Below are 26,149 nucleotides of genomic sequence, written 5' to 3' on the forward strand. Positions count from 1 at the left end.
ATACCCGCCGGCCACAGCAATCCTCGGGAGAAGATTCCATGTCGAAACGTATTGCACTTCTGTCCGCCGCCGTGTTCAGCGCGCTGGCTTTCACCGCCACCATCACCGCGCCAGTTAACGCAGAAGAAAAGACCGTGATGGTCGGCGGTGCGGCGATGTTCCCGTCCAAGAACATCATCCAGAACGCCGTCAATTCGAAGGACCACACCACGCTGGTCGCCGCCGTGAAGGCTGCCGGCCTGGTCTCGACCCTCGAAGGCAAGGGCCCGTTCACCGTGTTCGCGCCGACCAACACCGCCTTCGGCAAGCTGCCGGCCGGCACCGTCGAGACGCTGGTGAAGCCTGAGAACAAGGCGACCCTGACCAAGATCCTCACCTACCATGTCGTGCCCGGCAAGCTCGCCGCGTCCGACCTGACCGACGGCAAGAAGCTCAAGACCGCCGAAGGCGAGGAGCTGACCGTCAAGAAGTCCGACGGCAAGACCTGGATCGTCGACGCCAAGGGCGGAACCTCGACGGTCACGATCACCAACGTCAATCAGTCGAACGGCGTGATCCATGTGGTCGACACCGTGCTGATGCCGGCGTCCTAAGACTCCCGCGCGCCCCTGAGTGGTCCCAACAGGGGCGTGTGGGTTGGCGGGCCGGGGCAACCCGGCTCGCTTTTTCGTGAAAGTCGATACGCGCCATGCATCGTTCTGATAGAATCATGGCAGTAACGAAACCCGGGTTCCAGGCGTATATTCGATACGAATTGCAAGCGGGGATGAGCCATGTCGGCCGTAACAGTCAGCGACGAGCACGCCGCGTCAACCAAGGCAAAGGTCATTCAGCCGGCCTGGGTGCGGGCGATGCATTGGACCAACGCGTTTGCGATGGTCCTGATGATCATGTCGGGATGGCAGATCTATAACGCCTCGCCGCTATTCGGCTTTACGTTCCCCCGTTCGGTCACGCTGGGCGGTTGGCTCGCCGGAGGGCTGCTCTGGCATTTCGCCGCGATGTGGCTGTTGATGGTCAACGGCCTGATCTACCTGGTGATGGGCTTTGTTACCGGCCGCTTCCGCAAGAAGCTGCTGCCGATCACGCCGGAGGGCGTGATTTCAGATACGAAAGCTGCGCTGACCGGCAAGCTGTCGCATGACGATCTCAGCAGATACAATTATGTGCAGAAGCTGCTTTACGCCGGCATCATCGTCGTCGGCATCTTGATTGTGCTGTCAGGACTGGCGCTCTGGAAGCCGGTGCAACTGCAATACCTGGCAGCGTTGTTCGGCGGCTACGAGGGCGCCCGTTACGTCCATTTCTTCTGCATGGCGGCGATCGTCGCCTTCATGGTGGTTCATGTTGCGCTCGCCCTTCTGGTACCGAAGAGCCTGCGCGCCATGATCATCGGCCGCTAACGCATGATCCGGAAAAGGGGGCACCGGTTTTCCGATAAGATCATGCGCAAGAGATAAACAGGGAGAACGATCATGGGCCGCATGCGCAAGCTTCTGATCCCCGGCGTCGACAAGACGCTTCTCGTCAGAGACGCCGTCAAGTCCATGCCGGATCTCACCCGCCGGCGCTTCATCTCGGGCGGCGCCAGCCTCGGCGCGCTGACGCTGCTGACCGGCTGCGACGTGACGGACAGTTTCTCGGCCGAGGAGATGCTGAAGCAGGTCTCGAAATTCAATGACGGCGTACAGGCATTGATGTTCAATCCCAATGCGATGGCGCCGACATTCCCGGAAAGCGCAATCACAAAGCCGTTCCCGTTCAACGCCTATTACGACCTCGACGAGGCGCCCGAAGTCGACGGCAAGACGTGGAAGCTTGAGGTGCGTGGCTTGGTCGAGAACAAGAAGTCCTGGACGCTGGACGAGCTCTATCAACTGCCGCAAGTCAAGCAGGTGACGCGCCATATCTGCGTCGAAGGCTGGAGCGCGATCGGAAGCTGGACCGGCACGCCGCTGCGCGATTTCCTCAAACTGGTCGGTGCGGATACGCGGGCGAAATATGTCTGGTTCCAGTGCGCCGACAAGGACGGCTACAATTCGCCGCTCGACATGCCGAGCGCGCTGCATGCGCAGACCCAGATGACGTTCAAATTCGGCGACGAAATCCTGCCGCGCGCTTACGGTTTCCCGATGAAGATCAGGGTGCCGACCAAGCTCGGCTTCAAGAACCCGAAATATGTGCTCTCGATGGAAGTCACCAACGACTACAAGGGCGGCTTCTGGGAAGACCAGGGGTATAATTCGTTTAGCGGAAGCTAGTCGCCCGGGCGTCATTGCGAGACACCGGGTCGCGCGAATGCGCGCCCAGCGACGAGCGCAACTGCGCTCGCACAGTGATGGCAGGTTCCGCGAAGCAATCCACTTCTCCGCTTGCTTGGGCACGGACTGCTTGGTCGCTTCGCCCTCAGCGCGTGAACCTCAGGACGATCCAGCCTCTTGATGCAGCTCGCCGCCCCGCATCAAGCGGCGGGCGATGTCGGCTGTTTGCAGTGAGGCGCGTTCTGTCGGTGAATGGGCCGCCAGATAGCGGGCGACCGCGATCAGGATGTGTCGGCCCTCGTCCGTGTCGCCCCACGCGGCGAACTGCCGGACTCCCGCCTCCAGCATCTGATACGCATGGAAGCCTGCATCCTCTCGCAGCACCGCATGCGCGAGCGTAGCGATCAGCGCCTGCGGCGAATGGCCGAGCGTGAGATGCCGTGCCACCAGGCTTGCGGCGAGATCGACCTGTCTCTGCCGGTCGAAGGCATCGAGCAAGGCGGCGCTGATCGTCTCTGGATCCGCGGGCAGATCATCGAGCTGCTCGCCGCCGTCGCCCGGGATGCGCGCCGGCGGCACATTGAGAAAGCGAGCAAGGTAGAGCGCCATCGCCCCATGCAACAGGCCGCGAACGGCTGTGACGTGAGTGTCGATGTTGGCAGTCCCGATCCGCGTCAGCATCTGGTGGACTGCGTTGGCGTAGGTGAAGACGTGATGCGCCGTCTCCCAGTCGGCGTGCTCATTGGCCTTGCCGAAGCGCGCCACCCGGAGCGCTGCCGCGTAGGCGAGGGATTGGCCTAGGTCGGCAGGAGCGGCACCGGCGCGGATCGCCCCCTTGAGCGCGTCAACGATCCTGGCCGGATCGTCACCGAGCAGCTCGTGAGCCAGTGCGGCGTAGCCCGACCAGTTACGCGAGCCGCGTCCGGCAGCCAACAGATCCGCGAGTTCGCTGGTTGATTCTTCACATAACGCAACAAGGTCGACAGGCTGGCGCCAGGCGGTCGATTCCTCGGCGCCACGGGCCGCTACCATCTGACCGACGATAGTCGGCAGCAGTGCCGCCGCGTGTTGCCAGCCGATCAGGTCGAGGCACTCGAACGCCTTGTTGATGAAGTCGAGCGAGTGTCCGGTGTCGGCGAAAGCCCGCTCGGTCTCGGCGGTGAACAGGGCATCAGCGAGTTCAGCCGGGGAGGTGCCGGCCGCAATCGCCGTGAGCAGGGTGCGCTCGGCCGCCTCGCGATGGCGCACGTTTGTCCAGCGCCGCAGCCAACGTTTGAGCGCCGCCGGATTCGGCCGGCTTCCGAGCGGCGCGCGTTCCCGCCGCGGCGCCTCGCCGTCGCAGTCCGCCGCCACGCGGCGCGCGCCGTGGAATAGAGCGAGATAGGCTTCCTCCTCCGGCAGCAAAGGCAGGATATTGGCGAGTGCCGTGAGGATCGTAAGACCGACGCCCCAGCCGTCGCGATTTTGCGCCCCGAACAGCGCCACCTCCCGCACGATTTCGGTCTGCGGTACGCCGGCCGCGAGCTGACCATGTATGGCTTTGGCAATGACGAGGCCAAGATTGTGGGCGAGGCCGTTCGCAAGCCGCTGATGCCAATGCGCGGCGAGATCGGCATGCGTGAACGTGGTCTTTACCCAGACGTCACCATTGCGCACCTCGACCGGGCAGATCGGTACGTCGTCCGCCCACAGGTCGAAGGTGCAGCCGCTTTCGAGATCGAAGCGCGCGTGGTGCCAGTGGCAGGTCAAGATGCCGTCCTCGACGCTGCCGCGCTCGAGCGGGAAGCCCATGTGCGGGCACCGATTGTCGAGGGCGAAGACGCGCCCGCGATCGTAGATGACGAGGATCGGACGATGGTCACCGTGCACAACGAGCCGCCCCTTGAGCTTCAGCTCCTCAAGGCTGCCCGCCAGCGCAAATTCCTTGCTCGGCGCGTCCATGCGCATACCTCCCATTGTCGCTTCGGGGGCGCTGCAGGTACTGCGCAACATAGGCATCCTCTCGCGCAAAGGCGAGAGGATGCGGTGGGTTTGGGGCTGCCCGAAAGGAACTGCGTTGGATCACGCCGCTGCAGCTCTGAGCGTTATCTCAACGCGCACTGAAGGTGAGGCCGGCGCGCTCCGCCAGACGCTTGCGCAACGCCGGACCCATCAGCGCGCCCGGCGTCCAGATGCCGCCCTCGCCCTGCACGTCGCGCACGAGGCAGAGAGCGCTCTCGGCGATCATCTTGCTGGTCGAGCCGTAGCCCGGATCGCGGTCGCCCCTGACGACCGTCTCGACCCGTCCGCCATCCGGCAGCTCGCCCAGGAAGAGGATGTCGTAGAAGCCCTTCTCGCGCTCTTCCCGGGTCGGGCCTGCGCCAGGTTTGAGACCGCCGGTCCTGAACAAGGAAAACACCGTGGCGAACGTCTCCGTCGTCACGCCGGCGATTTCCCCCAATCCCGGCGCGACCATCATCTCGTCGTAGACGAAATCCCTGCCGTAGAGATGACCCAACAGGAAATTCGTGCGGTGCACGTTCTTGGTGTTGACCGGCGCCATGCGGAACGGCACGAGCCATGCGTTCATGTGCGGGTCGTATTCGGGGATGAGCCCCGACGGCTGAGACGGCCCGGTGAACCCCGGCGTCAACGCGAAGGGGTCGGTCAGCAGCCCGATCAGGGCCGGGTCGCGCGCGGCGGCGGCCAATGTCGCCTGGGCGCTCGCCGCGGTGCCGCCAGACATGCCGCCTTTCACCTTGCGCAGGCGCGCTTTGACCCGCCGCGCCGGGCGTCCGAATTTCTCGCGCGCCTTCTCCTGCACCGTGAGCACGCCGAGGTCGAACGGGATGGAATCGAAGCCGCAGGAGAAGACGATGCGCGCGCCGGTCCGTTTCGCCTCTTCGTGATAGGCCTCGATCATGCGCCGCATCCAAACCGGCTCGCCGCAGAGATCAACATAGGCCGTTCCCGTAGCCGCGCAGGCCGCCACCAGCCCGGGACCGTGGAGCTGATAGGGCCCGACAGTCGTGATGATCACGGCCGCACGCTCGCACATCGAACGCAGGCCGGCCGGCTCGTCGGCATCCGCCTTGACCAACGGCAAATCGTCCGGTGCGCCGATGTCGACACGCACCTTCCGGAGCTTGTCGGTCGAGCGTCCCGCGATCGCCCAGGACGGAGCATCGTCGCTGCGATAGGACGTCGCCAGATATTCGGCGATGAGACGGCCGGTGTAACCCGTCGCGCCATAGACGATGAGGTCGAAGTCCCGCTTCACGACGTTGGTCCTCCTCGAGACCCGGGAGAGCTACCGCTCCCATCGCGTTTGATGGAGAATACCACAGTTCCCGCTGCCGAGCGGACACCTTACCATCAGGCGTCCAATCAAAAACTTCGCACCTTCCTCTGAAACGCCGAGAGCACCGCACCCAGCGCCAGCATCGCCGCGGAAACATTCAGCGCAAACGACAGGCTGCCCAGCGCATCCGTGATCGCGCCGACCACGATCGGGCCCAGCGTCTGACCGATGCCGAATGAAATCGTCATCGCCGCGATCGCGGCGGGCCAGGCTTGCGGTGGGTAGTTGAAGCGGACGAAGGCGGTGGTGGATCCGACCACGGCGAAGAAGGCCACGCCGAACACCAGCGCGGATATCGCCAATAGCCACACCGAATGCCCGAAGATCGGCATCGCCGCGCCGATGGCATTGACACCGAGAATGATCGTGGTGGCGAGGCCGCCGCGGTCAAGCGCCAGTACGCGGCGCCATACCCAGGGCGTGATGAAAGCGCTGACACCGATCAGGCTCCAGAACGCGCTCTGCGCCGCGGCACCGCCACCGGCGTCGCGGATATAGGCGATCATGAAGGTCATGTAGGCGATGTAGCCGGCGCCAAACAGAAAGTAGCCGGCGAGATAGATCACGACCGGCGCGACGGCGAATTTGGCCGCCGTCGTTTCGGTTAGGCCTGCACCGGCATGAAACGGTGCGAGCAGGACCGGGATCGTCATGACGACCGCCAGCGCGGTCATCGCCCACCAGATCATCCACCACGAGCCCGGCCCAAAGCCCTGCAGCACGAACGGCGCCACCAGTCCCGACGCCAGGATGCCGATCCCGGGGCCGGCATAGAACAGGCTGAGCAGAAAATTCGCCCGTTCGGGGCGCGACTGCGCAATCGTTGCCGCCAGCGCGCCGCCGCCGACGAATCCGGCCGCGGCGCCGACCCCCGCCAGAAGCCGCGCAAAACTCAGGACGTAGAAATCGCCTGTGGTGGCGCAGAGCGCCAGCGATAGCACGCAGGCCAGCGTGCCCCATTGAACCGAAGCGGCCAGTCCAAAACGCCGGATCATGCGCGAGGCGAGCAGGGCGCCCGCGAGATAGCCGGCGGCGTTGATGGTGTTCATGAAACCGGCCGCGGAATAGCTCCAGGCCAGGGTGTCGCGCATGTCAGGCAGCACCAGCGCATAGGCAAAGCGGCCGATGCCGAGACCGACGGTCGGCGCCAGCGACAGAATGAGGATCAGCCGTGCGGGATGCGCGTAACTCGCGGGACGGTCGGGGGCGTGCAAGGAATTTGCTCCGGCGGAACGGCATTGTGGCAGGCCGGCAGGGGGATGCACAGGCTCTGCGGCCGCAATGGTGTCTTGCCAATCGCGCAATGCCGCTCTAGCACTCCCGCCCGGATTTCTCATTTTCCGTCATGCCCGGCCTTGTGCCGGGCATCCACGTCTTACTGTCAACGCACACAAGACGTGGATGGCCGGGACAAGCCCGGCCATGACGAAACTGGAGGTAAACGACATGGCGACCCACAAACTGCTGCTTCTCCCCGGCGACGGTATCGGCCCCGAAGTGATGGGGGAGGTGCAGCGCCTGATCGACTGGCTGAACGCGGCAGGCATCGCGTCATTCGAGACCGAGCAGGGGTTGGTCGGCGGCTCGGCCTATGACGCGCACAAGGTGTCGATCTCGGAAGGCGACATGGACAAAGCCAAGGCGGCCGATGCCATCATCTTCGGCGCGGTCGGTGGTCCCAAGTGGGACAGCGTGCCCTACGATGCGCGCCCCGAGGCAGGTCTCCTGCGCCTGCGCAAGGATCTCGGCCTGTTCGCCAATCTGCGCCCCGCCGTGTGCTACCCGGCGCTCGCCGACGCTTCCAGCCTGAAGCGCGAGGCGGTCGAAGGCCTCGACATCATGATCGTGCGCGAACTGACCGGCGGCGTCTATTTCGGCGAGCCGAAAACCATCACCGATCTCGGCAACGGCCAGAAGCGCGCCATCGATACCCAGGTCTACGACACCTATGAGATCGAGCGCATCGGCCGCGTCGCCTTCGATTTGGCGCGCAAGCGCCGCAACAAGGTGACGTCGATGGAAAAGCGCAACGTCATGAAGTCGGGCGTGCTCTGGAACGAGGTCATGACGGCCGTCCATGCGCGCGAATACAACGACGTGACGCTGGAGCATCAGCTCGCCGATTCCGGCGGCATGATGTTGGTGAAGGCGCCAAAACAGTTCGACGTCATCGTGACCGACAATCTGTTCGGCGACATGCTGTCCGATATCGCGGCGATGCTCACGGGGTCGCTCGGCATGCTGCCCTCGGCTTCGCTCGGCGAGGTCGACGCCAAGACCAAAAAGCGCCGCTCGCTGTTCGAGCCGGTGCACGGCTCGGCGCCCGACATCGCAGGCAAGGGCCTCGCCAATCCGATCGCGATGATTTCGTCGTTCGGGATGGCGCTGCGCTATTCCTTCGATATGGGCACGCTGGCCGACAAGGTCGACGCGGCGATCGCGGCGGTGCTGGCGAGTGGATTGCGTACGGCGGACATCAAGTCCGAGGGCACGACGGCAGCCTCAACCAGTGAGATGGGCGAAGCGATTTTGAAGGAATTGCAGAAGCTGCACGCGTAAGCGCTGTTCGTCATGCCCGGGCTTGTCCCGGGCATCCACGTCTTTCTATGGTGCGGCCCCAAAAACGTGGATGGCCGGGACAAGCCCGGCCATGACGGCGTCAGTCGTTCGATGCCGCTATCAATACAGCGGGAAGCGCTGCGGATAGCCGCCCATGTCCGACGGCGGGTTGAGCGGCTGGCGGTCGATCGGCCGGTTGAGGTTTTCGCGCCCGAACGACGGATATCCCAGATCCGGCGGGAAGGCGTAGTCCTGGAACTTGCGGTCGCCCGGCAGTACTTCGGTGCCGGCATCGAGCCAGGAGCGCGTGGTGACGTAGACGCGGGTGCGCGGGCCCTGCTGGTAGGAACGGTTGGGGCCGCTCGGGCCGTAATAGGGGCGGCCGTCGCGGTCGTATTGCTGCCTGGACTGGGCGTCGGCCGAGGTCGTGCCAATCGCGACGAGGGCGGCCGCGGCAAGCAGCATCGCGAGCTTGCTCGCAGCAGGGAATTTTCGGGTCATTGCATCCTCGTCATTGTCCGCCCGTGATGGGCCGGCGGATCGTCAAATCTGGTTGCGTGCATTGTAGCCGTGGCAAGACCGTCGTCGCTAGGTCAATTGCGCCACACCGCGCCGGAATAATGCGGTGCGAAGCGAAAAAGTTTCATGAAAACAAGCGTCTTGGCCGCTTGTTGCCACAATCGTGAGGGGCGGCGGAATTTGACGCCACCAATGCGGGTTCTAAAGGGTGCCGCGCAGCCGCGGGTTATCGGCGTCCATCACCCAATCGGCAGACAGCGCCGGGGCGCCTGTCGCCGCGCAATCGCTGCGCCTGACTTCGTGGCGGGCGAACAATTCCGTGAGTTTCGTGTCGTTGCCGGCCGAAAGCAGGATCAGCCGGTTCAGCATGCAGCCGATCGCGGCGCGGCGGGCCGGCACATCCTCGCCCAGGCATGACCAGCCCGAGAGACGGAATTTCGGCTCATCGATGTGTTTGAAAAATCGGAGACATGCGCTGGCGGCCTCCGTGCCGCCGATCCGGCGAAACAGGGTCACGGCGCCGAACTTGCTGTCGATGATCCCGGCGGCCTCCAGTTCGCGCGCGCCTGCCGGGTCCATCCTTGCGGCAAGGTAGCCGGCCGCCGAGCCGACCTGATCGATCTCTTCGCCCGGACGATAGATTTCGAGTTCGGCGGCCGGCGCGCCGCCGAGCCCGCTCCAGCGGAACACGTCCTTGCGGCCCCCTCGGGATGCCGAAAACCTCGTAAGTCTCTATCTTGCCTGGAAAAATGAACTCGCTTACGGCGAACGCCGGAGCCATGCCCCCGGCCTGGCTCCAGCCCTTCGGCGCCGCCTCCATCGCCGTGATATCGGGCAAATGCTGCCATAGCGCGATACCGCCAATGGCCATCAGCGCCAGCGTCATCAGATAGGCGCAGAGCCGTGCCAGCGTGCCGTAGACCTCGTCCACGAAGCTTACCAGCGCCGGGTGAATTGCCGTCCTATAATGGGAATCGGCCGAACCGGCCGGAAACGAATGCATCAAACGCCCAAACGCAACCGCCAAACGTTGTCATATCGGCGTTTCTCGCATAGAAGCGCTGCCTTCTCCCTTTCCGCTTGACGCGGCAGGGCGGCATTTTTCCTCGGAGAGTGAACGATGGGTTACAAAGTCGCTGTCGTCGGTGCGACCGGCAATGTCGGGCGCGAAATGCTCAATATTCTCGACGAGCGCAAATTCCCCGCCGACGAGGTCGTGGTGCTGGCCTCGCGCCGCAGCGTCGGCGTCGAAGTGTCCTATGGCGACCGCACCCTGAAGGTCAAAGCGCTCGAGCACTACGATTTCTCCGACGTCGACATCTGCCTGATGTCGGCAGGCGGTTCGGTGTCGAAGGAATGGTCGCCCAGGATCGGCGCGGCGGGCGCGGTCGTGATCGACAATTCGTCGGCCTGGCGGATGGACCCGGACGTGCCGCTGATTGTGCCGGAAGTGAACGCCGATGCGGCCGCGGGCTTTGCCAAGAAGAACATCATCGCGAACCCGAACTGCTCCACCGCGCAGCTCGTGGTGGCGCTGAAACCGCTGCATGACAAGGCCACCATCAAGCGGGTCGTGGTCGCGACCTATCAATCGGTCTCCGGCGCCGGCAAGGATGCGATGGACGAACTGTTCTCGCAGACCAAGGCCGTCTACACCAATGACGAGCTGATCAACAAGAAATTCCCCAAGCGTATCGCCTTCAACGTCATCCCCGAGATCGACGTGTTCATGGAGGACGGCTACACCAAGGAAGAATGGAAGATGATGGCGGAGACCAAGAAGATTCTTGATCCCAAGATCAAGCTTTCCGCCACCTGCGTGCGGGTGCCGGTGTTCGTCGGCCATTCGGAGGCCGTCAACATCGAATTCGAGAATCCGATCACGGCAGATGAAGCGCGCAACATCCTGCGCAACGCGCCGGGCTGCCTCGTGATCGACAAGCACGAGCCCGGCGGCTACGTCACGCCCTATGAGGCGGCCGGCGAGGACGCCACCTATATCAGCCGCATCCGCGAGGACGCGACGGTGGAGAACGGCCTCGTACTGTGGTGCGTCTCCGACAATCTGCGCAAGGGCGCCGCCCTGAACGCGGTGCAGATCGCCGAATCCCTGATCAACCGCAAGCTGATCACCGCGAAGAAGAAGGCGGCGTAGGATTTGTAGGGTGGGCAAAGCCAACGGGTCGCGCGAATGCGCGCCCGATGACAGGCTCCGCGTGCCCACCATTACAGTCCGACGGATTGGATAGATGGTGGGCACGGCGCGTTGCGCCTTTGCCCACCCTACGACTACGCCGCGTCCGTCACGCTGCGAAACTCCTTCGCCTTCTGATCGAGCACGAACAGCGAACCCTCGGCGACGCCGAAATAGGCGCCGTGCAACTCCATCTCGCCGCGCTCGACGCGGGCGCGCACGAACGGGAACGTCATCAGATTTTCCAGTGAGCGGAAGATCGCAGCTTTCTCGATCCTGATCGTGAACTCCTGCATCGTCTCGCGCTCGCGCTGTTCGACGACCTCGCCCGGCTTGATGAACATCGCCATCCAGCGGCCGATGAAGTCGCCCGGCGACAGCGGGTCGATCTTGTCGATGAAAGCACGAATGCCGCCGCACTGGGCATGGCCGAGCACGACGATGTGTTTGACGCGCAGCACGTTGACCGCATATTCCAGCGCCGCGGAGACGCCATGGGCGCCGCCGTCGGGCTGATAGACCGGCACCAGGTTGGCGACGTTGCGCACCACGAACAGTTCGCCAGGCCCGGCGTCGAAAATCACTTCCGGCGAGACGCGGGAATCGCAGCAGCCGATCACCATCACGGCGGGCGACTGGCCGCGCTCGGAGAGTTCCCGGTAGCGCGTCTGTTCGGTCGGCAGCCGTTGCGAGGTGAAGGACCTATAACCGTCGAGCAGATGTTGTGGGAAAGAGGTCATGGTGCCATGCCTAACCATAAGCCGATGACGGGAACAAGGCTTTCAGGCCGCCGCACGAGATGATATCGCGGAGATCTCAAGGTCATCCAAGGAAACCAGCCCATGATCCGTCCGCGCCGCAGCCTGTTGTTCATGCCGGGATCTAACGCGCGGGCGCTGGAAAAGGCGCGCAACCTGCCGGTCGACGGAATCATCCTCGACCTCGAGGATTCGGTGGCGCCGGACGCCAAGGCAATGGCCCGCGACCAGATCGCCAAAGCGATTGCAGCGGGCGGGTTCGGCAAGCGCGAGGTGCTGATCCGGGTCAACAGCCTCGATACGCCGTGGTGGGTCGAGGACGTCACCATGGCCGGCAAGGCGCGCCCCGACGGCATTCTGGTTCCCAAGATCTCCACCGTCGACGATCTCAACGCGATCGCCAATCGGCTCAGCGACATCAACGCGCCCACCTCGATCCGGGTCTGGGCCATGATCGAAACCGCGCGCGCGGTGCTGGACGCCGACAAGCTCGCCGCGGCATCAAGGGATTCCGAAACCAGGCTTGCGGGATTTGTGTTCGGGCCGAACGACATTTCGCGGGAAACACGGATCCGCATGCAGCCGGGCCGCGCCACGATGATTCCGATGATCACGCACTGCATCCTGGCGACGCGTGCGCACGGGCTGGAAATTCTCGACGGTCCCTACAGCGACATCAGCAATATCGACGGCTTTGCGACCGAATGCGCGCAAGGCCGCGATCTCGGTTTCGACGGCAAGACGCTGATCCATCCCAGCCACATCGAGGCCTGCAACGCGATCTTCACGCCGCCGGCCGAGGAGGTCGAGCAGGCGCGCAAGATCATTGCGGCATTCGAAAAGCCGGAAAACGCCTCGCGCGGGGCAATCCAGCTCGACGGGCGGATGGTGGAACGGCTGCACGCCGACATGGCGCGGCGCACGATCGCGATTGCGGATGCGATCGCGGCGATGGGGCATTGAAATCCTTGCTTGGCGTTTCTTCCTTCTCCCCTTGTGGGAGAAGGTGGCGCGAAGCGCCGGATGAGGGTTCCCTCCGCGGAGACAGACCCCTCATCCGTCTCGCTGCCGCTTCGCGTCCATAGCCGATGCAAAGCATCGGCGTCCTTCCAAGTACGGCGGCCGACGGCCGCCTATGCCACCTTCTCCCACAAGGGGAGAAGGGAAGAGCGCGCCTGGCGCTTATCTGCCGAACTTTTCCGCCGCCCAGGCATAGAGGCTGCCTGCAATGGGCTTTTCACCGCCGCGGCCCTTTGGCGAGATGTGCAGGCCGATGATTTGCGGATCGGCAAGCAGGCCTGAAAAATCCGTCGGCTCGAAGAACAGCTTTGGCTCGGCGTGCACCGCGTAGAACGACTGCTTCGGCAGCGCGTGCTGCAACTCGTCCGTGCGGCGCGCCAGCGCGGTGAGCGCGGCGGGGCCGTAGATCGCGACGCGGATGTCGGAGAGACGGCTCGATCGGCGACGTAGCTGGCGCAGCATGAAGGTGAGGCGATGACGCAGCGCCAGCCAGTCCGGCGTCAGGTCCTCCTGCTCCATCAGTTCCTCGAACGCCCGCACGATCGGATCGTTTGCAGGCAGGTACAACACCGAGTTGCCGAGCTGGCGCCGGCGCTCCCACGCGAAGTAAGGCTTTGCGGGATCGATCTCGATCGGTTTGAGCAGCAGCACGTCTGCGTCGAGCCACAATCCGGCGTTTTCTGCCATCAGCCGCATGCGGAAGAAATCGCTGAACTGCAGGATCGTCCAGTCGCGCCAGCTTCCATCAGCCTCGGGCGGGCGCAGCCGCTCGGAAAAGGAGTGCGGCAGGATCGCTTCCGCTTCGGCGTTACCGACGCCGTCGGGCAGGCCGGGCAGTGGATCGAAACTATAGACGGTGACCTTGTGGCCGGCGGCAACCTGCGATCTGAGGCAGGTCAGTCGCAGCCCGTCGAGGCGGCCGTGCCAGAAGGTGACGACGTCAGGCCGCATCCGCGCCGCCTCCTTAACAAAAGAGCCCCGATTTTCGCCGGGGCTCTCGTAGCACAATCAGGCCCAGGCGCGCTCTTTCTTGAGCTTGGCCTCGTAATCGTCGATCGACGATTTCTTTTCCATGGTCAGGCCGATGTCGTCGAGGCCGTTCATCAGGCAGTGCTTGCGGAACGGATCGATCTCGAACTTCACCTTGCCGCCGTCGGGGCCGCGGATCTCCTGGTTGGCGAGATCGATGGTCAGCGTTGCATTCGCCCCGCGCTCGGCGTCGTCGAACAGTTTGTCGAGGTCTTCCTGCGAGACGCGGATCGGCAAAATGCCATTCTTGAAGCAGTTGTTGTAAAAGATGTCGCCGAATGAGGTCGAGATCACGCAGCGGATGCCGAAGTCGAGCAGCGCCCACGGCGCGTGCTCGCGGCTCGAGCCGCAGCCGAAATTGTCGCCGGCGACCAGCACCTTGGCGTTGCGATAGGCCGGCTGGTTGAGGACGAAGTCCGGGTTCTCGCTGCCGTCGTCCTTGTAGCGCTGTTCCGAGAAAAGGCCCTTGCCGAGGCCGGTGCGCTTGATGGTCTTCAGGTACTGCTTCGGAATGATCATGTCGGTGTCGACATTGATGATCTTCAAGGGCGCCGCGACGCCTTCCAGTGTGGTGAACTTTTCCATCGATCGCACTTCCCGGTTGAAAGGGTGGGACGGACCGGTGATTTATCGCGAATATGGCCCCGGCAAAAGGCCAATTTGCGCATGGGCCGCCTGTTTTGGCGCGAACCGGCCTAGTCTGCGGCGGCCTCGATCGCCTCCATATCGGCGTCCGACAGCCCGAAATGGTGCCCGATTTCGTGGATCAGGACGTGGCGGACGATATGGCCCAGCGTTTCCTCATGCTCGGCCCAGTAGTCGAGGATCGGGCGGCGGTAGAGCCAAATCATGTTGGGAAGGCGGGCGATGTCCTGGTTGCTCTGCTGCGGCAGGCCGACGCCCTGGAACAGGCCGAGCAGGTCGAACTCGCTCTGCGCCTGCATCTCGTCCAGGACCTCGTCGGTCGGAAAATCGTCCACGCGGACGATCACGCCCTCGCACAGGGTACGAAATCCCTTGGGCAGGCGCTCGAACACCTCATGCGCCATGGCTTCCATTTCGGCGAGCGAGGGGGCTTTTGCTTCGGTCCACATCACGTCGTATTTAGCGTGTGTTATGCCCAGGCGCATACTAGTTTTGCGAGTTGATTTTGACGCGCCAATCGGTGACCGTACCGGGGGATCAGTTTTGGGTGGACTTCAATGAAGCGGATTGTGACGGTCGCCATATCGGCTGCCTTGGCCGGGCTTTTGCTCCCTGACGTGGCGGCTGCGCAGGCGCAGACGGCGTCATCAGCGCTGCGGATCGCGCAGGCGCCGCAGCCGATCGTCACGGATGTTTCCGCCCAGCGCCGGCGCCCGCTGCGGCGCGTGCCGATCTATCGCAGCGAGCCGTGGGCTCCCAGTGTCTATCCGCGCTACAACCCAGGGCCGAACGCCGTGCGCGATTGCACCGCACATTACGTGCAGGAGTACCGGCCGAGCGGTACGGTGATCACCCCGCGCATGAACTGCTGGTGGCAGCCGGGCTAGATTGGTCCCCTCCCTATTTTTCTGTCGAGCATTTTCCGACAGGCGCCGAGTAGGGCTCTGTGGACAAACGCTGTTGATGTTGCTGACGGCGGTCTTTCGCAAACTGTGCGCGCGAGATCGCGGCAAGCAGCATCCGTTCATGTTCGTGGCGCATTCTTCATGTTCATGGCGCACTCATTCACACCGCATTCAAGTCGCTTGCTTCAGTCTGCGCACGTGTCGCGGCGATGCCGTTAGTTGATGCAAGCCATTCGGCGCAGACGTGCATCCGACGACCCGAGGAGACTGGATATGCAGGTAGTGAAGGTTTTTGGGCTTGCCGCCGTTGGCGCCTTGCTGGCGTTTGCTGCTCCGGCCGAGCGTGCCAATGCGCTGTCGCTCAGCAATCCCGGCGCCGCCGCGGCGGTTCACGAGGATGCCAGGTTGGCGACGACGGAAGTGCATTGGCGACATCACGGCTACCATCGCGGCTACCATCACCATCATCATCGGTGGCATCGCTGGCACCACCACCATCATCGCCATCACCACCATCATCATCGTCACTGGCACCGCTGGTGATTGCGGCAGCTTGGTGCAGATGCCAACAGGCCCGCTTCATCGCGGGCCTGTTTCGATTTCAGCGGTCGCCTTGAAACTGGCGAGATTATCGCCCGTTATCTTTGACATCAGCTTCAGCTAGAGGAGTCCATCATGAGGAGCTTGATCTCTGCAGCCCTTGTCGTCGGCGCGCTCGCGGTGGCCGGGCCGATGGCGATTGATAGGGCCGCCGCGGCGCCGCAGGCGAAGGCGCAAAGCGCCGGCACATCCGACGCCACCGATTTGAGCGCGCAACGGCGCTACTATCGTCACTACGGCTATTATCGTCCGTACTACCGTCCGTATTATCGCCCTTATTACTACCGGCCCTATTACGCGCGGCCGGTCTACTATCGGCCGTATCCTTACTACGCGCCCGCGCCGTTCACCTTCGGCATCGGGTTTGGGCCGTTCTGGTAGTAAGCGTGCACAACTTCTGTGAGCCGCAGAAATCTCTTCAACGCTCTTTCCCGCGCATTCATCGCTGAGGTCGGCGCATTCATGGCGCGTTCACGTGTCTGTCTCTAACGTCATGTTGGGAGCGATCGCAGAGGACGCGACGCGAGCCAGCCGCAGAGCGGCGCGCGTCGCCGGTTAGGGAGGATAATCCATGACAACATCCGAACCCGGACGCGGCCTTGTCCGCCGTCTGGGCGTTACGGCTGCGGCAGTATTCGCGCTCGCAGCGGCATCACAACAGCGCGCCGAGGCGCTCTCGCTAGCGACCCCCGGCACGGCGCCGTCAGCGAAATATGCAACCGACGGACTGACGACCGAGGTTCAACAGCGCAGCCCGATGATCGGCGGTGGCTTCCGCGGCGGCGGCGGTGGCGGTGGCGGTTTCGCCGGCGGCGGCTTTCGCGGTGGTGGCGGCGGCGGTTTCCATGGCGGTGGCTTCCGCGGCGGCGGAGCGGCCTTCCATGGCGGCGGCTTCCGCGGTGGCGGCGCGGCCTTTCACGGCGGCGGGTTCAGAGGTGGTGGGTTGGCGATCCACCGTGGCGGCTTTCGTCCGGCACCCGTCTTCCATGGCGGCGGACACCGCTTCGTACATCGTCACGCCTTTCATCGCGCACACTTCCACCATCGGCCGCACTTCCACCACCGGCGTCACTTCCACAGCCGCTTCTACCTCGCGCCGGCCTATTACCCGGCCTACTACCCGGCCTACTATTATCCGCGCCGCTGCCGGATCATCTTGACCTACTACGGACCGCGCAAGATCTGCCGTCCGTGGTGGCGGCACCGCTATTATGCATACCGGTATTGGTAAGATCAGGCTGAAACGAAACAGGCGCCCGGTTCGGCGCCTGTTTTTTCGAGCGGGCCTGGATCAGCGCAATGCCAATCCTAGCCTTCCCAAGGCTTTATCTTCCACGGAGTGAGCTTCTCCATCCGCCACTGCTGCCAGTGCTCCGGCGGCCAGTGACTGAGGCGCGAGGCCTCCTTGGTGGCGATAGGCTGCAGGTCGACGATGCGCGGCGTCGTGCGCCGCCGCGCCTGCTGCGTCGCCTCGCTGATCATATCGACAAATTCAGACTTGTCGGTCACGGCAAAAGTCCCTCGCGAAAGCGCTCCGCAAGGGACCAGTGTGCGCTTTTGCCTGTTAACGGGCCGTTTCCGGAACGTCTCGCTATCTAGACAAAGAAGCGTTAACGCCATTCCCGGACGTCAACGAAATGCCCAGCGATCGCCGCAGCCGCAGCCATCGCCGGCGACACCAGGTGGGTGCGGCCCTTGAAGCCCTGGCGGCCCTCGAAATTGCGGTTCGAGGTCGAGGCGCAGCGCTCTTCCGGCCTCAGCTTGTCCGGGTTCATCGCAAGGCACATCGAGCAGCCCGGCTCGCGCCACTCGAAACCGGCCTTGATGAAGATCTTGTCGAGGCCTTCGGCTTCCGCCTGCTCCTTCACGATGCCGGAGCCGGGCACGATCATCGCATTAACGCTGGCGTTGACGGTCTTGCCCTCGGCGATCTTTGCGGCTGCGCGCAGATCCTCGATGCGGCCGTTGGTGCAGGAGCCGATGAAGACGCGATCGAGCTTGATGTCGGTGATCTTCGTTCCCGCCGTCAGCCCCATATACTTCAGCGCACGGTGCTTTGAGAGCCGCTTGGCCTCGTCCTCGATCTTGTCGGGGTCGGGCACGAAGCCCGAGATCGACACGACGTCCTCGGGAGAGGTGCCCCAGGTCACGATCGGCGGCAGCTTTGCTGCATCCAGCCGGATCTCGTGGTCGAAATGCGCGCCGTCATCCGAGCGCAGCTTTTCCCAGTAGCGCATCGCGGCGTCCCAATCGGCGCCCTTCGGCGATTTCGGGCGGCCTTTCAGGAACTCGAACGCCTTTTCATCTGGCGCGACCAGGCCGGCGCGGGCGCCGCCTTCGATCGACATGTTGCAGACCGTCATGCGGCCTTCCATCGTCAGCGCGCGGATCGCATCGCCGGCATACTCCAGCACGTAGCCGGTGCCACCAGCGGTGCCGATCTCGCCGATGATCGCGAGAATGATGTCCTTGCCGGTGACGCCGTCGGGCAACTTGCCGTCGACCACCGCGCGCATGTTCTTCGCCTTCTTCTGGATCAGCGTCTGCGTCGCCAGCACGTGCTCGACTTCGGAAGTGCCGATCCCATGCGCCAGCGCGCCGAACGCGCCGTGGGTGGAGGTGTGGCTGTCACCGCAGACGATGGTGGTGCCGGGCAGGGTGAAGCCCTGCTCGGGGCCGATCACGTGCACGATGCCCTGGCGCTTGTCGAACTCGTTGTAATATTCGATGCCGAATTCCTTCGCGTTCTCCGCCAGCGCCTTGATCTGCTCAGCACTCTCAGGGTCTGGATTGGGCTTTGTGCGATCGGTCGTCGGCACGTTGTGGTCGACAACGGCCAGCGTCTTCTCCGGCGCGCGAACCTTGCGCCCCGTCGCGCGCAGGCCTTCGAACGCCTGCGGCGAAGTCACTTCATGCACCAGATGGCGGTCGATATAGAGCAGACAGGTGCCGTCTTCGGCTTCGTGCACCAGATGGTCGTTCCAGATCTTGTCGTACAGCGTGGTCGGTTTGGACATGAGCGTAAGCTCCAAAGGAAATTCTGTGTGAGCGGTTAAGCGCGAAAGGCGCAAGCAACAGACGTCGCAGCGTCAAGCTGCGCGCGTAAGCTCGGATGTTGCCGACGTCGTGAACCGCCCGAAGAAGCGGCCAGGCAGCCGCGAGCGGTCGTCGATGACGACGAGCTGAGCGGTGCCGAAGGCGGCGCTGGTGCGATCTAGAACCATTCTGAATTTCTAACACAGGGCCCGCGGCCGCCACAATCGATCGATTGGCAGGGCTGATGCTTAGATAGGTACTGGGCAACAAAAAAGCGCGGGGCAAAACCCCGCGCTTTTGTCCCATCCCTTGCGGGAAAAGTTACTCGCCGACGGCGGCGGCGCGGTCCTGCTTCTCGACGATGCGGGCCGACTTGCCGCGCAGGCTGCGCAGGTAATACAGCTTGGCGCGGCGCACCTTGCCGCGGCGCACCACCTTGATCGAGTCGATCATCGGCGACATCACCGGGAACACGCGCTCCACGCCTTCGCCGTAGGAAATCTTGCGGACGGTGAAGCTCTCGTTGAGCCCGCCGCCGGAACGGCCGATGCAGACGCCTTCATAGGCCTGCACGCGGGTACGCTCGCCTTCGACCACCTTGACGTTGACGATCACGGTATCGCCGGGGCCGAATTCGGGGATCGACTTGGTCGCCGACAGTTTTTCGAATTGCTCTTTTTCGAGCTGTTGAATGAGGTTCATTGAAATCTCCATCGGCGGCGCGCCCAGCCTTTCGGGGGCTGCGCAAACGTCCATCTATCCTGCGCGTGTGCGGATTTGGCGCCCGTATAAGGCATCGGGCCGCGCTTGTCACCCTTTTGTCGTGCGTTTTGTGCCTTTTTGGCTGCCCCTCGCGGCCCATAAATCCGGCCGCCGCGCCCGGGTCAGGGCCTCGGCTTCGGCTTTTCGCCACGCCGCCACTTTGGCGTGGTCGCCGGAGATCAGGATTTCGGGGATGCCGCGGCCCTCGAACTCCTGCGGGCGGGTAAATTGAGGGTATTCCAGTAATCCCTCGGAGAAGCTTTCGTCTACGCCCGAGGTCTGCTTGCCCATCACCCCCGGCAACAGCCGTACGCAGGCGTCGATCAGGGCCATCGCGGCGATTTCGCCTCCCGACAGCACGTAGTCACCGACCGAGACCTCTTCGAGGTTCCGTGCCTCGATGACCCGCTGATCGACCCCCTCGAACCGGCCGCAGACGATCAGGGGCCCGGGTCCTGCGGCAAATTCGGCAACCATGGACTGGGTCAATGGCCGACCCCGCGGGCTCATCAGGAGGCGCGGTCGGTCGGGAGAGATATCCGCGGCGTCGATCGCCGCGGCCAGCACGTCGGCCCGCAGCACCATGCCGGGGCCGCCGCCGGCCGGCGTGTCATCGACGCTGCGGTGACGGTCCGTGGCGGAATCCCTGATGTCGCGCGCCTCCAACTCCCACAGCCCGGAGGCCAGCGCCTTGCCCGCCAGGCTGACGCCGAGCGGCCCGGGAAACATCTCGGGGAAGAGGGTGAGAACCGTAGCGCGCCAGGTCATACAAAACCCATCACGTAAGCGTCGGGGCGTCGTCGCCTTCGATTTCCTGCGGCAGTTCGATCACCACGCGGCCACTGGCCAGATCGACCGTCGGCACGACTGCATTGGTGAACGGCAGCAGCATAGTGGCGCCTTGCGGAGGCGCGATCTCGATAATGTCGCCGGCCCCGAAATTGTGAATCGCGATGACGCGGCCGAGCGGCTCGCCCGCGGCGTTGACGGCGGCAAGTCCGATCAGGTCGGTATGGTAATACTCGCCCTCGTCGGTCTCAGGCAATTTGTCGCGGGCGACATAGAGCTCGAGGCCGTTAAGGCGCTCGGCGTCCTCGCGGGTGGCGATGCCCTTCAGCGTCGCCACCAGATGGTCTTTGGCCTCGCGGACATGCGTCACCTCGAACTGGCGCGCGCCGTCTTTGGTCATCAGCGGGCCGTATTGTTTTACGGCCAGCGGATCCTCGGTGAACGTCCACAGTTTCACCGCGCCGCGCACGCCATGCGCGGCGCCGATACGGGCGACGCAAATCGGTGTTTTCACCGTCGCGCGCCGCTAAACCTTACGCCTTCGCGGCGGCTTCGGCGCGAGCCTTGCGCTCCTTGCGCGGCACGGCCTTTTCCGGGTTGCTGCGGGCGGCACGCTTGACGACACCGGCCGCATCCAGGAAGCGCGTCACGCGATCCGACGGCTGCGCGCCCTTGGCGAGCCAGGACTTCACCTTGTCCATGTCGAGCTTCAGCCGCGATTCATTGTCCTTCGGCAGCAGCGGATTGAAGTGGCCGAGACGCTCGATGAAGCGGCCGTCGCGGGGAAAGCGCGAGTCGGCGACGACGACGTGATAGACCGGACGCTTCTTGGTGCCTGCGCGGGCGAGGCGGATAACGACTGACATTTAGTTCTCCTGAGTGTGGGTTAATTGAAAGTCTGTTGGTTGTTTAGTTCGTCATTGCGAGGAGTGATGGATTGCTTCGCGGAGCCTGTCATCGGGCCGGCCAGATGCCGGACCCGTTGGCTCGCAATGACGGCGTCCTCATTTCTTCTTCCCCGGAAAGCCGCCGAGGCCCGGCAAGTTCGGCTTGCCGCTGAGGCCGGTGAGACCCGGCAGATTCGGCAATCCCTGGCGCAGGCCGGTGGGAAGATCCTTCGGCAAATTCGGCAGGCCGCCTGGACCGGCGCCGCCCTGCATCTTGTCCGCCAGCGCCTTCATCTCTTCCGGCGAGGGCGGTTTCATGCCGCCGCCAAAACCCATCGCTTGCGCGATGCCGGCGAGCGGGCCGCGCTTGCCTGAACCCATCGCCTTCATCATGTCGGCCATGTTCCGGTGCATCTTCAGGAGCTTGTTGACCTGCTCGACATTCTGGCCGGCGCCGGCGGCGATGCGCTTCTTGCGGCTGGCTTTCAAAATGTCCGGGTTCTTGCGCTCAGCCCGCGTCATCGAATCGATGATCGCGACCTGCCGCTTCAAAATCTTGTCGTCGATGCCGGCTGCCGCAATCTGGTTCTTCATCTTGGCAATGCCCGGCATCATGCCCATCAAGCCGCTGATGCCGCCCATATTCGCCATCTGCAGCAACTGCTCGCGCATGTCGTTGAGGTCGAACTGGCCCTTGCGCATGCGCTCGGCGGTGCGCGCGGCCTTTTCGGCGTCGATATTCGCCGCCGCCCGTTCGACCAGCGACACCACGTCGCCCATGCCGAGGATGCGGCCGGCAATGCGGCTGGGGTGAAAGTCTTCCAGCGCATCGGTCTTTTCGCCGGTGCCGATCAGCTTGATCGGTTTTCCCGTGACTGCACGCATCGACAGCGCGGCGCCGCCGCGGCCGTCGCCGTCAACGCGCGTCAGCACGATACCGGTGAGGCCAACGCGCTGATCGAAGGCGCGTGCGAGGTTGACCGCGTCCTGGCCGGTCAGGGAGTCCGCGACCAGCAGCACTTCGTGCGGACTGGCCGTGGCTTTGATCTCGGCCGCCTCGCTCATCATCTCTTCGTCGAGCGTGGTGCGGCCGGCGGTGTCGAGCAGCACCACGTCGTAGCCGCCGAGCTTGCCGGCTTCGAGCGCGCGTTTTGCAATTTGCGCCGGCTTTTGCCCCGTCACGATCGGTAGCGTCGGAATGTCGAGGTCGCGCCCCAGCACGGCCAGTTGCTCCATCGCCGCCGGGCGGTAGATGTCGAGCGAGGCCATCAGCACCTTGCGCTTGTCGCGCTGCGTCATGCGGCGGGCGAGTTTTGCGGTGGTGGTGGTCTTGCCGGAGCCCTGCAGGCCGACCATCATGATGGCGACCGGGGGCACCGCGTTGAGATCGATGGTCTGGCCGTCCGCGCCGAGGGTGGCGACCAGCTCGTCATGAACGATCTTGACCACCATCTGGCCTGGAGTGACCGACTTGACGACGGTGGCGCCGACCGCCTGCTCGCGGACGCGCTCCGTGAAGCTTCGGACCACCTCAAGCGCAACGTCGGCTTCCAGCAGCGCGCGACGCACCTCGCGCATCGCGGCGTCAACGTCGGCCTCCGACAGCGAGCCGCGGCCCGTCAGCCGATCGAGTATCCCACCAAGCTTTTCCGACAGATTGTCGAACAATGCCGTTGTCCTTTGTCCTGCGGTTGCAGGCGCTGCCTAACCGACCGCCGTCATACTCCGCGAAAGCGGGTATCCAGTACGCCGCAGCCTCTCGGTTTAAACGAGCTGCTCTGGGATACTGGATCACCCGCGTGCGCGGGTGATGACGACGTATGCGCTCTGGCGCAAACGCCAAAACGATATTCCAAACACTTTCGCGCCCGAGGGCGCATCGCGCTGTCGGGCGTTGGCCTCCGGTCTCATGGGCCGGGCGGCGGGTCGAAAAGAACGTCTTTCCGAGAAAGTGGGCGGGTTAAACCCTTGGATGGGGTGAAAGTCAAGGAGAAACTAGGGCATAATGCGCTGCGATTGAGGCGTAAGGCTTTGACATGGTTGTATTTTCTAAGATGAAGGGGGCGACGATCAGGCTTCCTTTCGTCGCATGTTCCAAGTTGAACCCGCACGCGCCATATAAAGCCCCATGTCTCTTGTTCTGTCCCGCCTGTCGTGATGTCCATTACCCGCCGCCGCGTCTTTGCAGTGCTCGCCGGAGCCGCCACGGCCATCGGCGTGCCGTCTGTCTGGATCAGCAATATGAAAACCCATGAGGGTCCTGTCTCCGATCATTTCGACGGCATGCGCTTCTTCGATCCCGATGGCGTGCCGCCCAAATCGTTGGCGGAGGTGTTGCGCTGGCAGTTCGGCACCGACCGCAAGCGCGCGAACTGGCCGGATTGGGTGCCGAACGCGCAGAGCGATACGCCGCCGGCGCGGGTGTCCGGCGACAAGGTGCGGCTGTCCTTTGTCGGCCATGTCTCCTGGCTGATCCAGACGCGGGATCACAATATTCTCGTCGATCCCGTGTGGTCGCCGCGGGCTTCGCCGGTTTCATGGGCCGGGCCGCACCGGCACAACGATCCCGGCATTGCATTCGACGCGCTGCCCAAGATCGACGTGGTGCTGGTCTCACACGGCCATTACGACCATCTCGATATCGCGACGCTGTCAAAACTCGCCGAAAGGTTTTCGCCGCGCGTGATCACGCCGCTCGGCAACGACGTCACCATGCGCGATGCGGACGCCTCGATCAAAGCCGAGGCGTTCGACTGGCAGGATCGCGTCGAGCTCGGCAATGGCATCGCGGTGACGCTGGTGCCGACGCGGCACTGGTCGGCGCGCGGCCTGTTTGACCGCAACAAGGCGCTGTGGGCGAGTTTTGTGCTGGAGACGCCGGCCGGCAAACTCTACATCGTCTGCGATTCCGGTTACGGCGAAGGGACGCATTTCCGCCGCGTGGCCGAGCAGCATGGCCCGCTGCGGCTGGCAATATTACCGATCGGTGCCTATGAACCGCGTTGGTTCATGAAGGATCAGCACATGAATCCGGCTGATGCGGTGAAGGCGCTGGCCGACTGCGGCGCGCAAGAAGCGCTGGCGCATCATCACGGCACGTTCCAGCTCACCGATGAGGCGATCGACGCGCCGGTCAACGCATTGGCCGACGCGCTGAAGGAAGCGAAGATCCCGCCGGAGCGGTTCGCGGCACTGAAGCCGGGTCAGGTTTACGAGATTTAACCCGCCGTCCCTGCGTTCGCAGGCACGACGGGAATTACTATTCTTTTCCCTTGATCGCCCAGGACACGAGCACCGTCACCGAGAGCGTCTCCTCGCCTTGCGCCACCGGTGCGCCGGCGGCGGCCATGGGGGCTGCCATCTTCCCGCGATGTAGCGGCACGGGTGCACCTTCCTCGGTGATGCTGATGGGTTCGCCGAGCGTCACGCCGGCAGCCTTGGCGTAAATCTCGGCCTTGCGGCGGGCGTCCGCGACCGCCTTCTCGCGGGCCTCGTCGAGATATTTGGATGCCTGCGTCACGCTGAAGTGGATGCCGCCGACGTCATTGGCGCCGGCGGCGACCAGCACGTCGATCACGTTCGCAACTTTGGTCACGTCCCGGATCCTTACCGTGACGCGGTTGCTGGCGCGATAGCCGACGATGGGCGAAGGGCCGGCGCGATTTGGCGCAAATTGCGGCTGCAGCGACAGCCGCGAGGTCTGGTAGTCCTTCTCTTCGATGCCGGCGCCCTTCAGCGCCAGCAGTACCTTGCCCATCGCCGCGTTGTTGGCGTCCGACGCCTCGCGCGCGGTCTTGGCGTCCGACGTCACGCCGCCGTCGATCTGGGCCTGGTCGGGCGCCACCGATACGTTCGCCTCGCCGGTCACGGAGATCGCGGGCGGCGGCGCCGTCTGCGCCAATGCCGGCGCGGCGAGCCACGTAGCGGCAACGACGGCAAGGGCAAGCGGGTGTTTCATCCCGATCACCTCAGCGGCACATAGACGTTGATGACCAGCTTGTCCTCCGCCGTCTTCAGGGGATCGGTGATGTATTCCTCGATGAAGGTGTCTTTGGCTTCCAGTTTCTTGTCGTCGAGGTGGTTGGTGATCGCCTCATAGGTGTTGTCCATGTTGTCGTAGGAGCCGCGATGGACGAACTTCAGCGCCTTGCCCTCGGGCGACTTGCCCATGCTGATGTCCTTGGTCAGGTTCTTGACGTCCTGGTCGACCGGAATCTGCGCCAGATACGTAAAACCGGTATCGTCGGTCGAGGTGTAGACGATCATCGAATTGCCCGTGGCCTTGATGCCCTGCTTGTCAAGCAACGCGGTCAGCGCCTTGAACGAATCGATCAGGGTGTCGAACGCCGCATCCCAGTTGGCGGTGCCCTTCATCACCAAGACTTTCTTGGGCTCCAGCGTGAACTCCTCGCCGAAGGGGTCGGCGTTCTGGACGCTTGCGGCGGGCGGCGGGGGTACGGGCGTCGGGGCTTTCTCGGCGGTCGGGACATCCGCCGGGGACTTGGTTTCGGCCGGCGGCGGGACCGGCACCACTGATGGTGCGGGGCTGGGCGTCGCCGCCGGACTTGTGGCCGGAGGGGCCGAGGGCGCCGGCGATTGCGCCAGTGCGGCCCCGCCAAGCGCAACCATGGCGAGCGCGGCGACGGCCGCACGGAAAGTGCTGATACGGTTCATTTCTGGTATTCTCCATCCACCCCACCTGGCGGCGGCATGTCCCGGGTCCGCGCCCGCCAGGATGGGTGCTATTCCTAACACGCAAGGTCCGATTTCGTCCCATGACAGATGCGTCATAGGCCCTTGCACTGGTCAACGCGCCACCATTCGCCATATAAGGCAGGCATAAAT

General features: G+C 63.9%; 29 protein-coding genes. 11 read left to right on the plus strand and 18 right to left on the minus strand.

The genetic code is table 11. The annotated features are described in order from the left end of the window. Window positions 1–38 precede the first annotated feature (38 nt). The 3 genes from ACFXS9_RS35000 (at window position 39) to ACFXS9_RS35010 (ending at window position 2,261) form a co-directional block, all read left to right on the plus strand. The gene (locus tag ACFXS9_RS35000) at window positions 39–593 is read left to right on the plus strand and encodes a fasciclin domain-containing protein (protein WP_392697235.1); all 555 of its coding nucleotides are present in this window, start codon (window positions 39–41) and stop codon (window positions 591–593) included. 180 nt (window positions 594–773) lie between these two features. Then, window positions 774–1,403 carry a cytochrome b/b6 domain-containing protein gene (locus ACFXS9_RS35005; protein ID WP_392697238.1) on the plus strand — a complete coding sequence of 210 codons (630 nt, stop codon included), beginning with the start codon at window positions 774–776 and terminating at the stop codon, window positions 1,401–1,403. Between the two features lie 72 nt (window positions 1,404–1,475). Then, window positions 1,476–2,261, plus strand: a complete 786-nt coding sequence (locus tag ACFXS9_RS35010; RefSeq protein ID WP_213289848.1) for a molybdopterin-dependent oxidoreductase — start codon at window positions 1,476–1,478, stop codon at window positions 2,259–2,261. Between the two features lie 159 nt (window positions 2,262–2,420). Here ACFXS9_RS35010 and ACFXS9_RS35015 read toward each other — a convergent pair whose 3' ends face one another. The 3 genes from ACFXS9_RS35015 to ACFXS9_RS35025 all read right to left on the minus strand — a co-directional run bounded on the left by ACFXS9_RS35015 (window position 2,421) and on the right by ACFXS9_RS35025 (window position 6,815). Further along, window positions 2,421–4,202, minus strand: coding sequence for a Rieske (2Fe-2S) protein (locus ACFXS9_RS35015; RefSeq protein ID WP_392697241.1), 1,782 nt, complete (start codon window positions 4,200–4,202; stop codon window positions 2,421–2,423). Between the two features lie 148 nt (window positions 4,203–4,350). Continuing rightward, window positions 4,351–5,520, minus strand: a complete 1,170-nt coding sequence (locus ACFXS9_RS35020; RefSeq protein WP_392697244.1) for a saccharopine dehydrogenase family protein — start codon at window positions 5,518–5,520, stop codon at window positions 4,351–4,353. A gap of 107 nt (window positions 5,521–5,627) precedes the next feature. Continuing rightward, window positions 5,628–6,815: a YbfB/YjiJ family MFS transporter gene (locus ACFXS9_RS35025; RefSeq protein ID WP_392697247.1), complete on the minus strand. Its 1,188-nt coding sequence runs from the start codon at window positions 6,813–6,815 to the stop codon at window positions 5,628–5,630. Window positions 6,816–7,047: 232 nt separating this feature from the next. On the opposite strand from ACFXS9_RS35025, the gene leuB reads away from it, so the two are divergent. After that, window positions 7,048–8,160, plus strand: a complete 1,113-nt coding sequence (gene leuB, locus ACFXS9_RS35030; RefSeq protein WP_392697249.1) for a 3-isopropylmalate dehydrogenase — start codon at window positions 7,048–7,050, stop codon at window positions 8,158–8,160. Window positions 8,161–8,280: 120 nt separating this feature from the next. Here leuB and ACFXS9_RS35035 read toward each other — a convergent pair whose 3' ends face one another. Next, window positions 8,281–8,661 carry a hypothetical protein gene (locus ACFXS9_RS35035; RefSeq protein WP_392697252.1) on the minus strand — a complete coding sequence of 127 codons (381 nt, stop codon included), beginning with the start codon at window positions 8,659–8,661 and terminating at the stop codon, window positions 8,281–8,283. Window positions 8,662–8,880: 219 nt separating this feature from the next. Beyond that, window positions 8,881–9,369, minus strand: a complete 489-nt coding sequence (locus ACFXS9_RS35040) for a hypothetical protein (RefSeq protein ID WP_392697254.1) — start codon at window positions 9,367–9,369, stop codon at window positions 8,881–8,883. Window positions 9,370–9,799: 430 nt separating this feature from the next. Here ACFXS9_RS35040 and ACFXS9_RS35045 point away from each other — a divergent pair, with 430 nt between their 5' ends. Next, on the plus strand, window positions 9,800–10,834 hold the full coding sequence (locus ACFXS9_RS35045) for an aspartate-semialdehyde dehydrogenase (protein WP_213289854.1): 1,035 nt from the start codon (window positions 9,800–9,802) through the stop codon (window positions 10,832–10,834). 134 nt (window positions 10,835–10,968) lie between these two features. On the opposite strand, the gene ACFXS9_RS35050 is transcribed toward ACFXS9_RS35045, so the two are convergent. After that, a complete protein-coding gene (locus tag ACFXS9_RS35050; RefSeq protein WP_392697258.1) occupies window positions 10,969–11,613 on the minus strand; it encodes a carbonic anhydrase in 645 nt (214 codons plus the stop codon). Window positions 11,614–11,715: 102 nt separating this feature from the next. On the opposite strand from ACFXS9_RS35050, the gene ACFXS9_RS35055 reads away from it, so the two are divergent. Beyond that, window positions 11,716–12,594 (plus strand): HpcH/HpaI aldolase/citrate lyase family protein, encoded by an 879-nt coding sequence (locus tag ACFXS9_RS35055; protein WP_392697260.1) that lies wholly within the window; start codon window positions 11,716–11,718, stop codon window positions 12,592–12,594. A 219-nt stretch (window positions 12,595–12,813) separates the two neighbouring features. On the opposite strand, the gene ACFXS9_RS35060 is transcribed toward ACFXS9_RS35055, so the two are convergent. The 3 genes from ACFXS9_RS35060 to ACFXS9_RS35070 form a co-directional block, all read right to left on the minus strand. After that, window positions 12,814–13,602 (minus strand): hypothetical protein, encoded by a 789-nt coding sequence (locus ACFXS9_RS35060; protein ID WP_392697263.1) that lies wholly within the window; start codon window positions 13,600–13,602, stop codon window positions 12,814–12,816. Window positions 13,603–13,659: 57 nt separating this feature from the next. Then, a complete protein-coding gene (leuD, locus tag ACFXS9_RS35065) occupies window positions 13,660–14,265 on the minus strand; it encodes a 3-isopropylmalate dehydratase small subunit (RefSeq protein ID WP_065744777.1) in 606 nt (201 codons plus the stop codon). Between the two features lie 110 nt (window positions 14,266–14,375). Next, complete coding sequence (locus tag ACFXS9_RS35070) at window positions 14,376–14,774, minus strand: metallopeptidase family protein (protein WP_392700176.1); 399 nt, start codon at window positions 14,772–14,774, stop codon at window positions 14,376–14,378. A gap of 108 nt (window positions 14,775–14,882) precedes the next feature. Here ACFXS9_RS35070 and ACFXS9_RS35075 point away from each other — a divergent pair, with 108 nt between their 5' ends. From ACFXS9_RS35075 to ACFXS9_RS35090, 4 genes are all read left to right on the plus strand, one after another. Then, window positions 14,883–15,212, plus strand: coding sequence for a hypothetical protein (locus ACFXS9_RS35075; protein WP_392697267.1), 330 nt, complete (start codon window positions 14,883–14,885; stop codon window positions 15,210–15,212). A 291-nt stretch (window positions 15,213–15,503) separates the two neighbouring features. Then, a complete protein-coding gene (locus ACFXS9_RS35080; protein ID WP_392697270.1) occupies window positions 15,504–15,773 on the plus strand; it encodes a hypothetical protein in 270 nt (89 codons plus the stop codon). Window positions 15,774–15,905: 132 nt separating this feature from the next. Further along, entirely contained in the window at window positions 15,906–16,211 is a 306-nt protein-coding gene (locus tag ACFXS9_RS35085; protein ID WP_392697272.1) for a hypothetical protein, read from the plus strand. Window positions 16,212–16,401: 190 nt separating this feature from the next. Continuing rightward, complete coding sequence (locus ACFXS9_RS35090) at window positions 16,402–17,061, plus strand: hypothetical protein (protein WP_392697275.1); 660 nt, start codon at window positions 16,402–16,404, stop codon at window positions 17,059–17,061. 77 nt (window positions 17,062–17,138) lie between these two features. Here ACFXS9_RS35090 and ACFXS9_RS35095 read toward each other — a convergent pair whose 3' ends face one another. From ACFXS9_RS35095 to ffh, 7 genes are all read right to left on the minus strand, one after another. After that, window positions 17,139–17,339, minus strand: a complete 201-nt coding sequence (locus ACFXS9_RS35095) for a hypothetical protein (RefSeq protein WP_392697278.1) — start codon at window positions 17,337–17,339, stop codon at window positions 17,139–17,141. Between the two features lie 101 nt (window positions 17,340–17,440). Beyond that, window positions 17,441–18,847, minus strand: coding sequence for a 3-isopropylmalate dehydratase large subunit (gene leuC / locus ACFXS9_RS35100; protein ID WP_392697281.1), 1,407 nt, complete (start codon window positions 18,845–18,847; stop codon window positions 17,441–17,443). A 340-nt stretch (window positions 18,848–19,187) separates the two neighbouring features. After that, window positions 19,188–19,568 carry a 50S ribosomal protein L19 gene (gene rplS / locus ACFXS9_RS35105; RefSeq protein ID WP_028348467.1) on the minus strand — a complete coding sequence of 127 codons (381 nt, stop codon included), beginning with the start codon at window positions 19,566–19,568 and terminating at the stop codon, window positions 19,188–19,190. 108 nt (window positions 19,569–19,676) lie between these two features. Beyond that, the gene (trmD, locus tag ACFXS9_RS35110) at window positions 19,677–20,396 is read right to left on the minus strand and encodes a tRNA (guanosine(37)-N1)-methyltransferase TrmD (protein ID WP_392697285.1); all 720 of its coding nucleotides are present in this window, start codon (window positions 20,394–20,396) and stop codon (window positions 19,677–19,679) included. Between the two features lie 10 nt (window positions 20,397–20,406). Further along, window positions 20,407–20,931 (minus strand): ribosome maturation factor RimM, encoded by a 525-nt coding sequence (gene rimM, locus ACFXS9_RS35115; RefSeq protein ID WP_392697288.1) that lies wholly within the window; start codon window positions 20,929–20,931, stop codon window positions 20,407–20,409. A 19-nt stretch (window positions 20,932–20,950) separates the two neighbouring features. Then, window positions 20,951–21,283 carry a 30S ribosomal protein S16 gene (gene rpsP, locus ACFXS9_RS35120; protein ID WP_392697291.1) on the minus strand — a complete coding sequence of 111 codons (333 nt, stop codon included), beginning with the start codon at window positions 21,281–21,283 and terminating at the stop codon, window positions 20,951–20,953. Between the two features lie 138 nt (window positions 21,284–21,421). Next, window positions 21,422–22,972 carry a signal recognition particle protein gene (ffh, locus tag ACFXS9_RS35125; RefSeq protein ID WP_392697294.1) on the minus strand — a complete coding sequence of 517 codons (1,551 nt, stop codon included), beginning with the start codon at window positions 22,970–22,972 and terminating at the stop codon, window positions 21,422–21,424. 489 nt (window positions 22,973–23,461) lie between these two features. Between ffh and ACFXS9_RS35130 the strand changes: the two genes are divergently transcribed. Continuing rightward, window positions 23,462–24,526, plus strand: a complete 1,065-nt coding sequence (locus ACFXS9_RS35130) for an MBL fold metallo-hydrolase (RefSeq protein WP_392697297.1) — start codon at window positions 23,462–23,464, stop codon at window positions 24,524–24,526. A 37-nt stretch (window positions 24,527–24,563) separates the two neighbouring features. Here the strand turns inward: ACFXS9_RS35130 and ACFXS9_RS35135 are convergent, their stop codons facing one another. After that, window positions 24,564–25,262, minus strand: coding sequence for an SIMPL domain-containing protein (locus ACFXS9_RS35135; protein ID WP_392697300.1), 699 nt, complete (start codon window positions 25,260–25,262; stop codon window positions 24,564–24,566). 5 nt (window positions 25,263–25,267) lie between these two features. Then, on the minus strand, window positions 25,268–25,978 hold the full coding sequence (locus tag ACFXS9_RS35140) for a GyrI-like domain-containing protein (RefSeq protein WP_392697303.1): 711 nt from the start codon (window positions 25,976–25,978) through the stop codon (window positions 25,268–25,270). Window positions 25,979–26,149 lie beyond the last annotated feature (171 nt).

Source organism: Bradyrhizobium sp. RDI18 (assembly GCF_043203335.1).
GTDB lineage: Bacteria > Pseudomonadota > Alphaproteobacteria > Rhizobiales > Xanthobacteraceae > Bradyrhizobium > Bradyrhizobium retamae.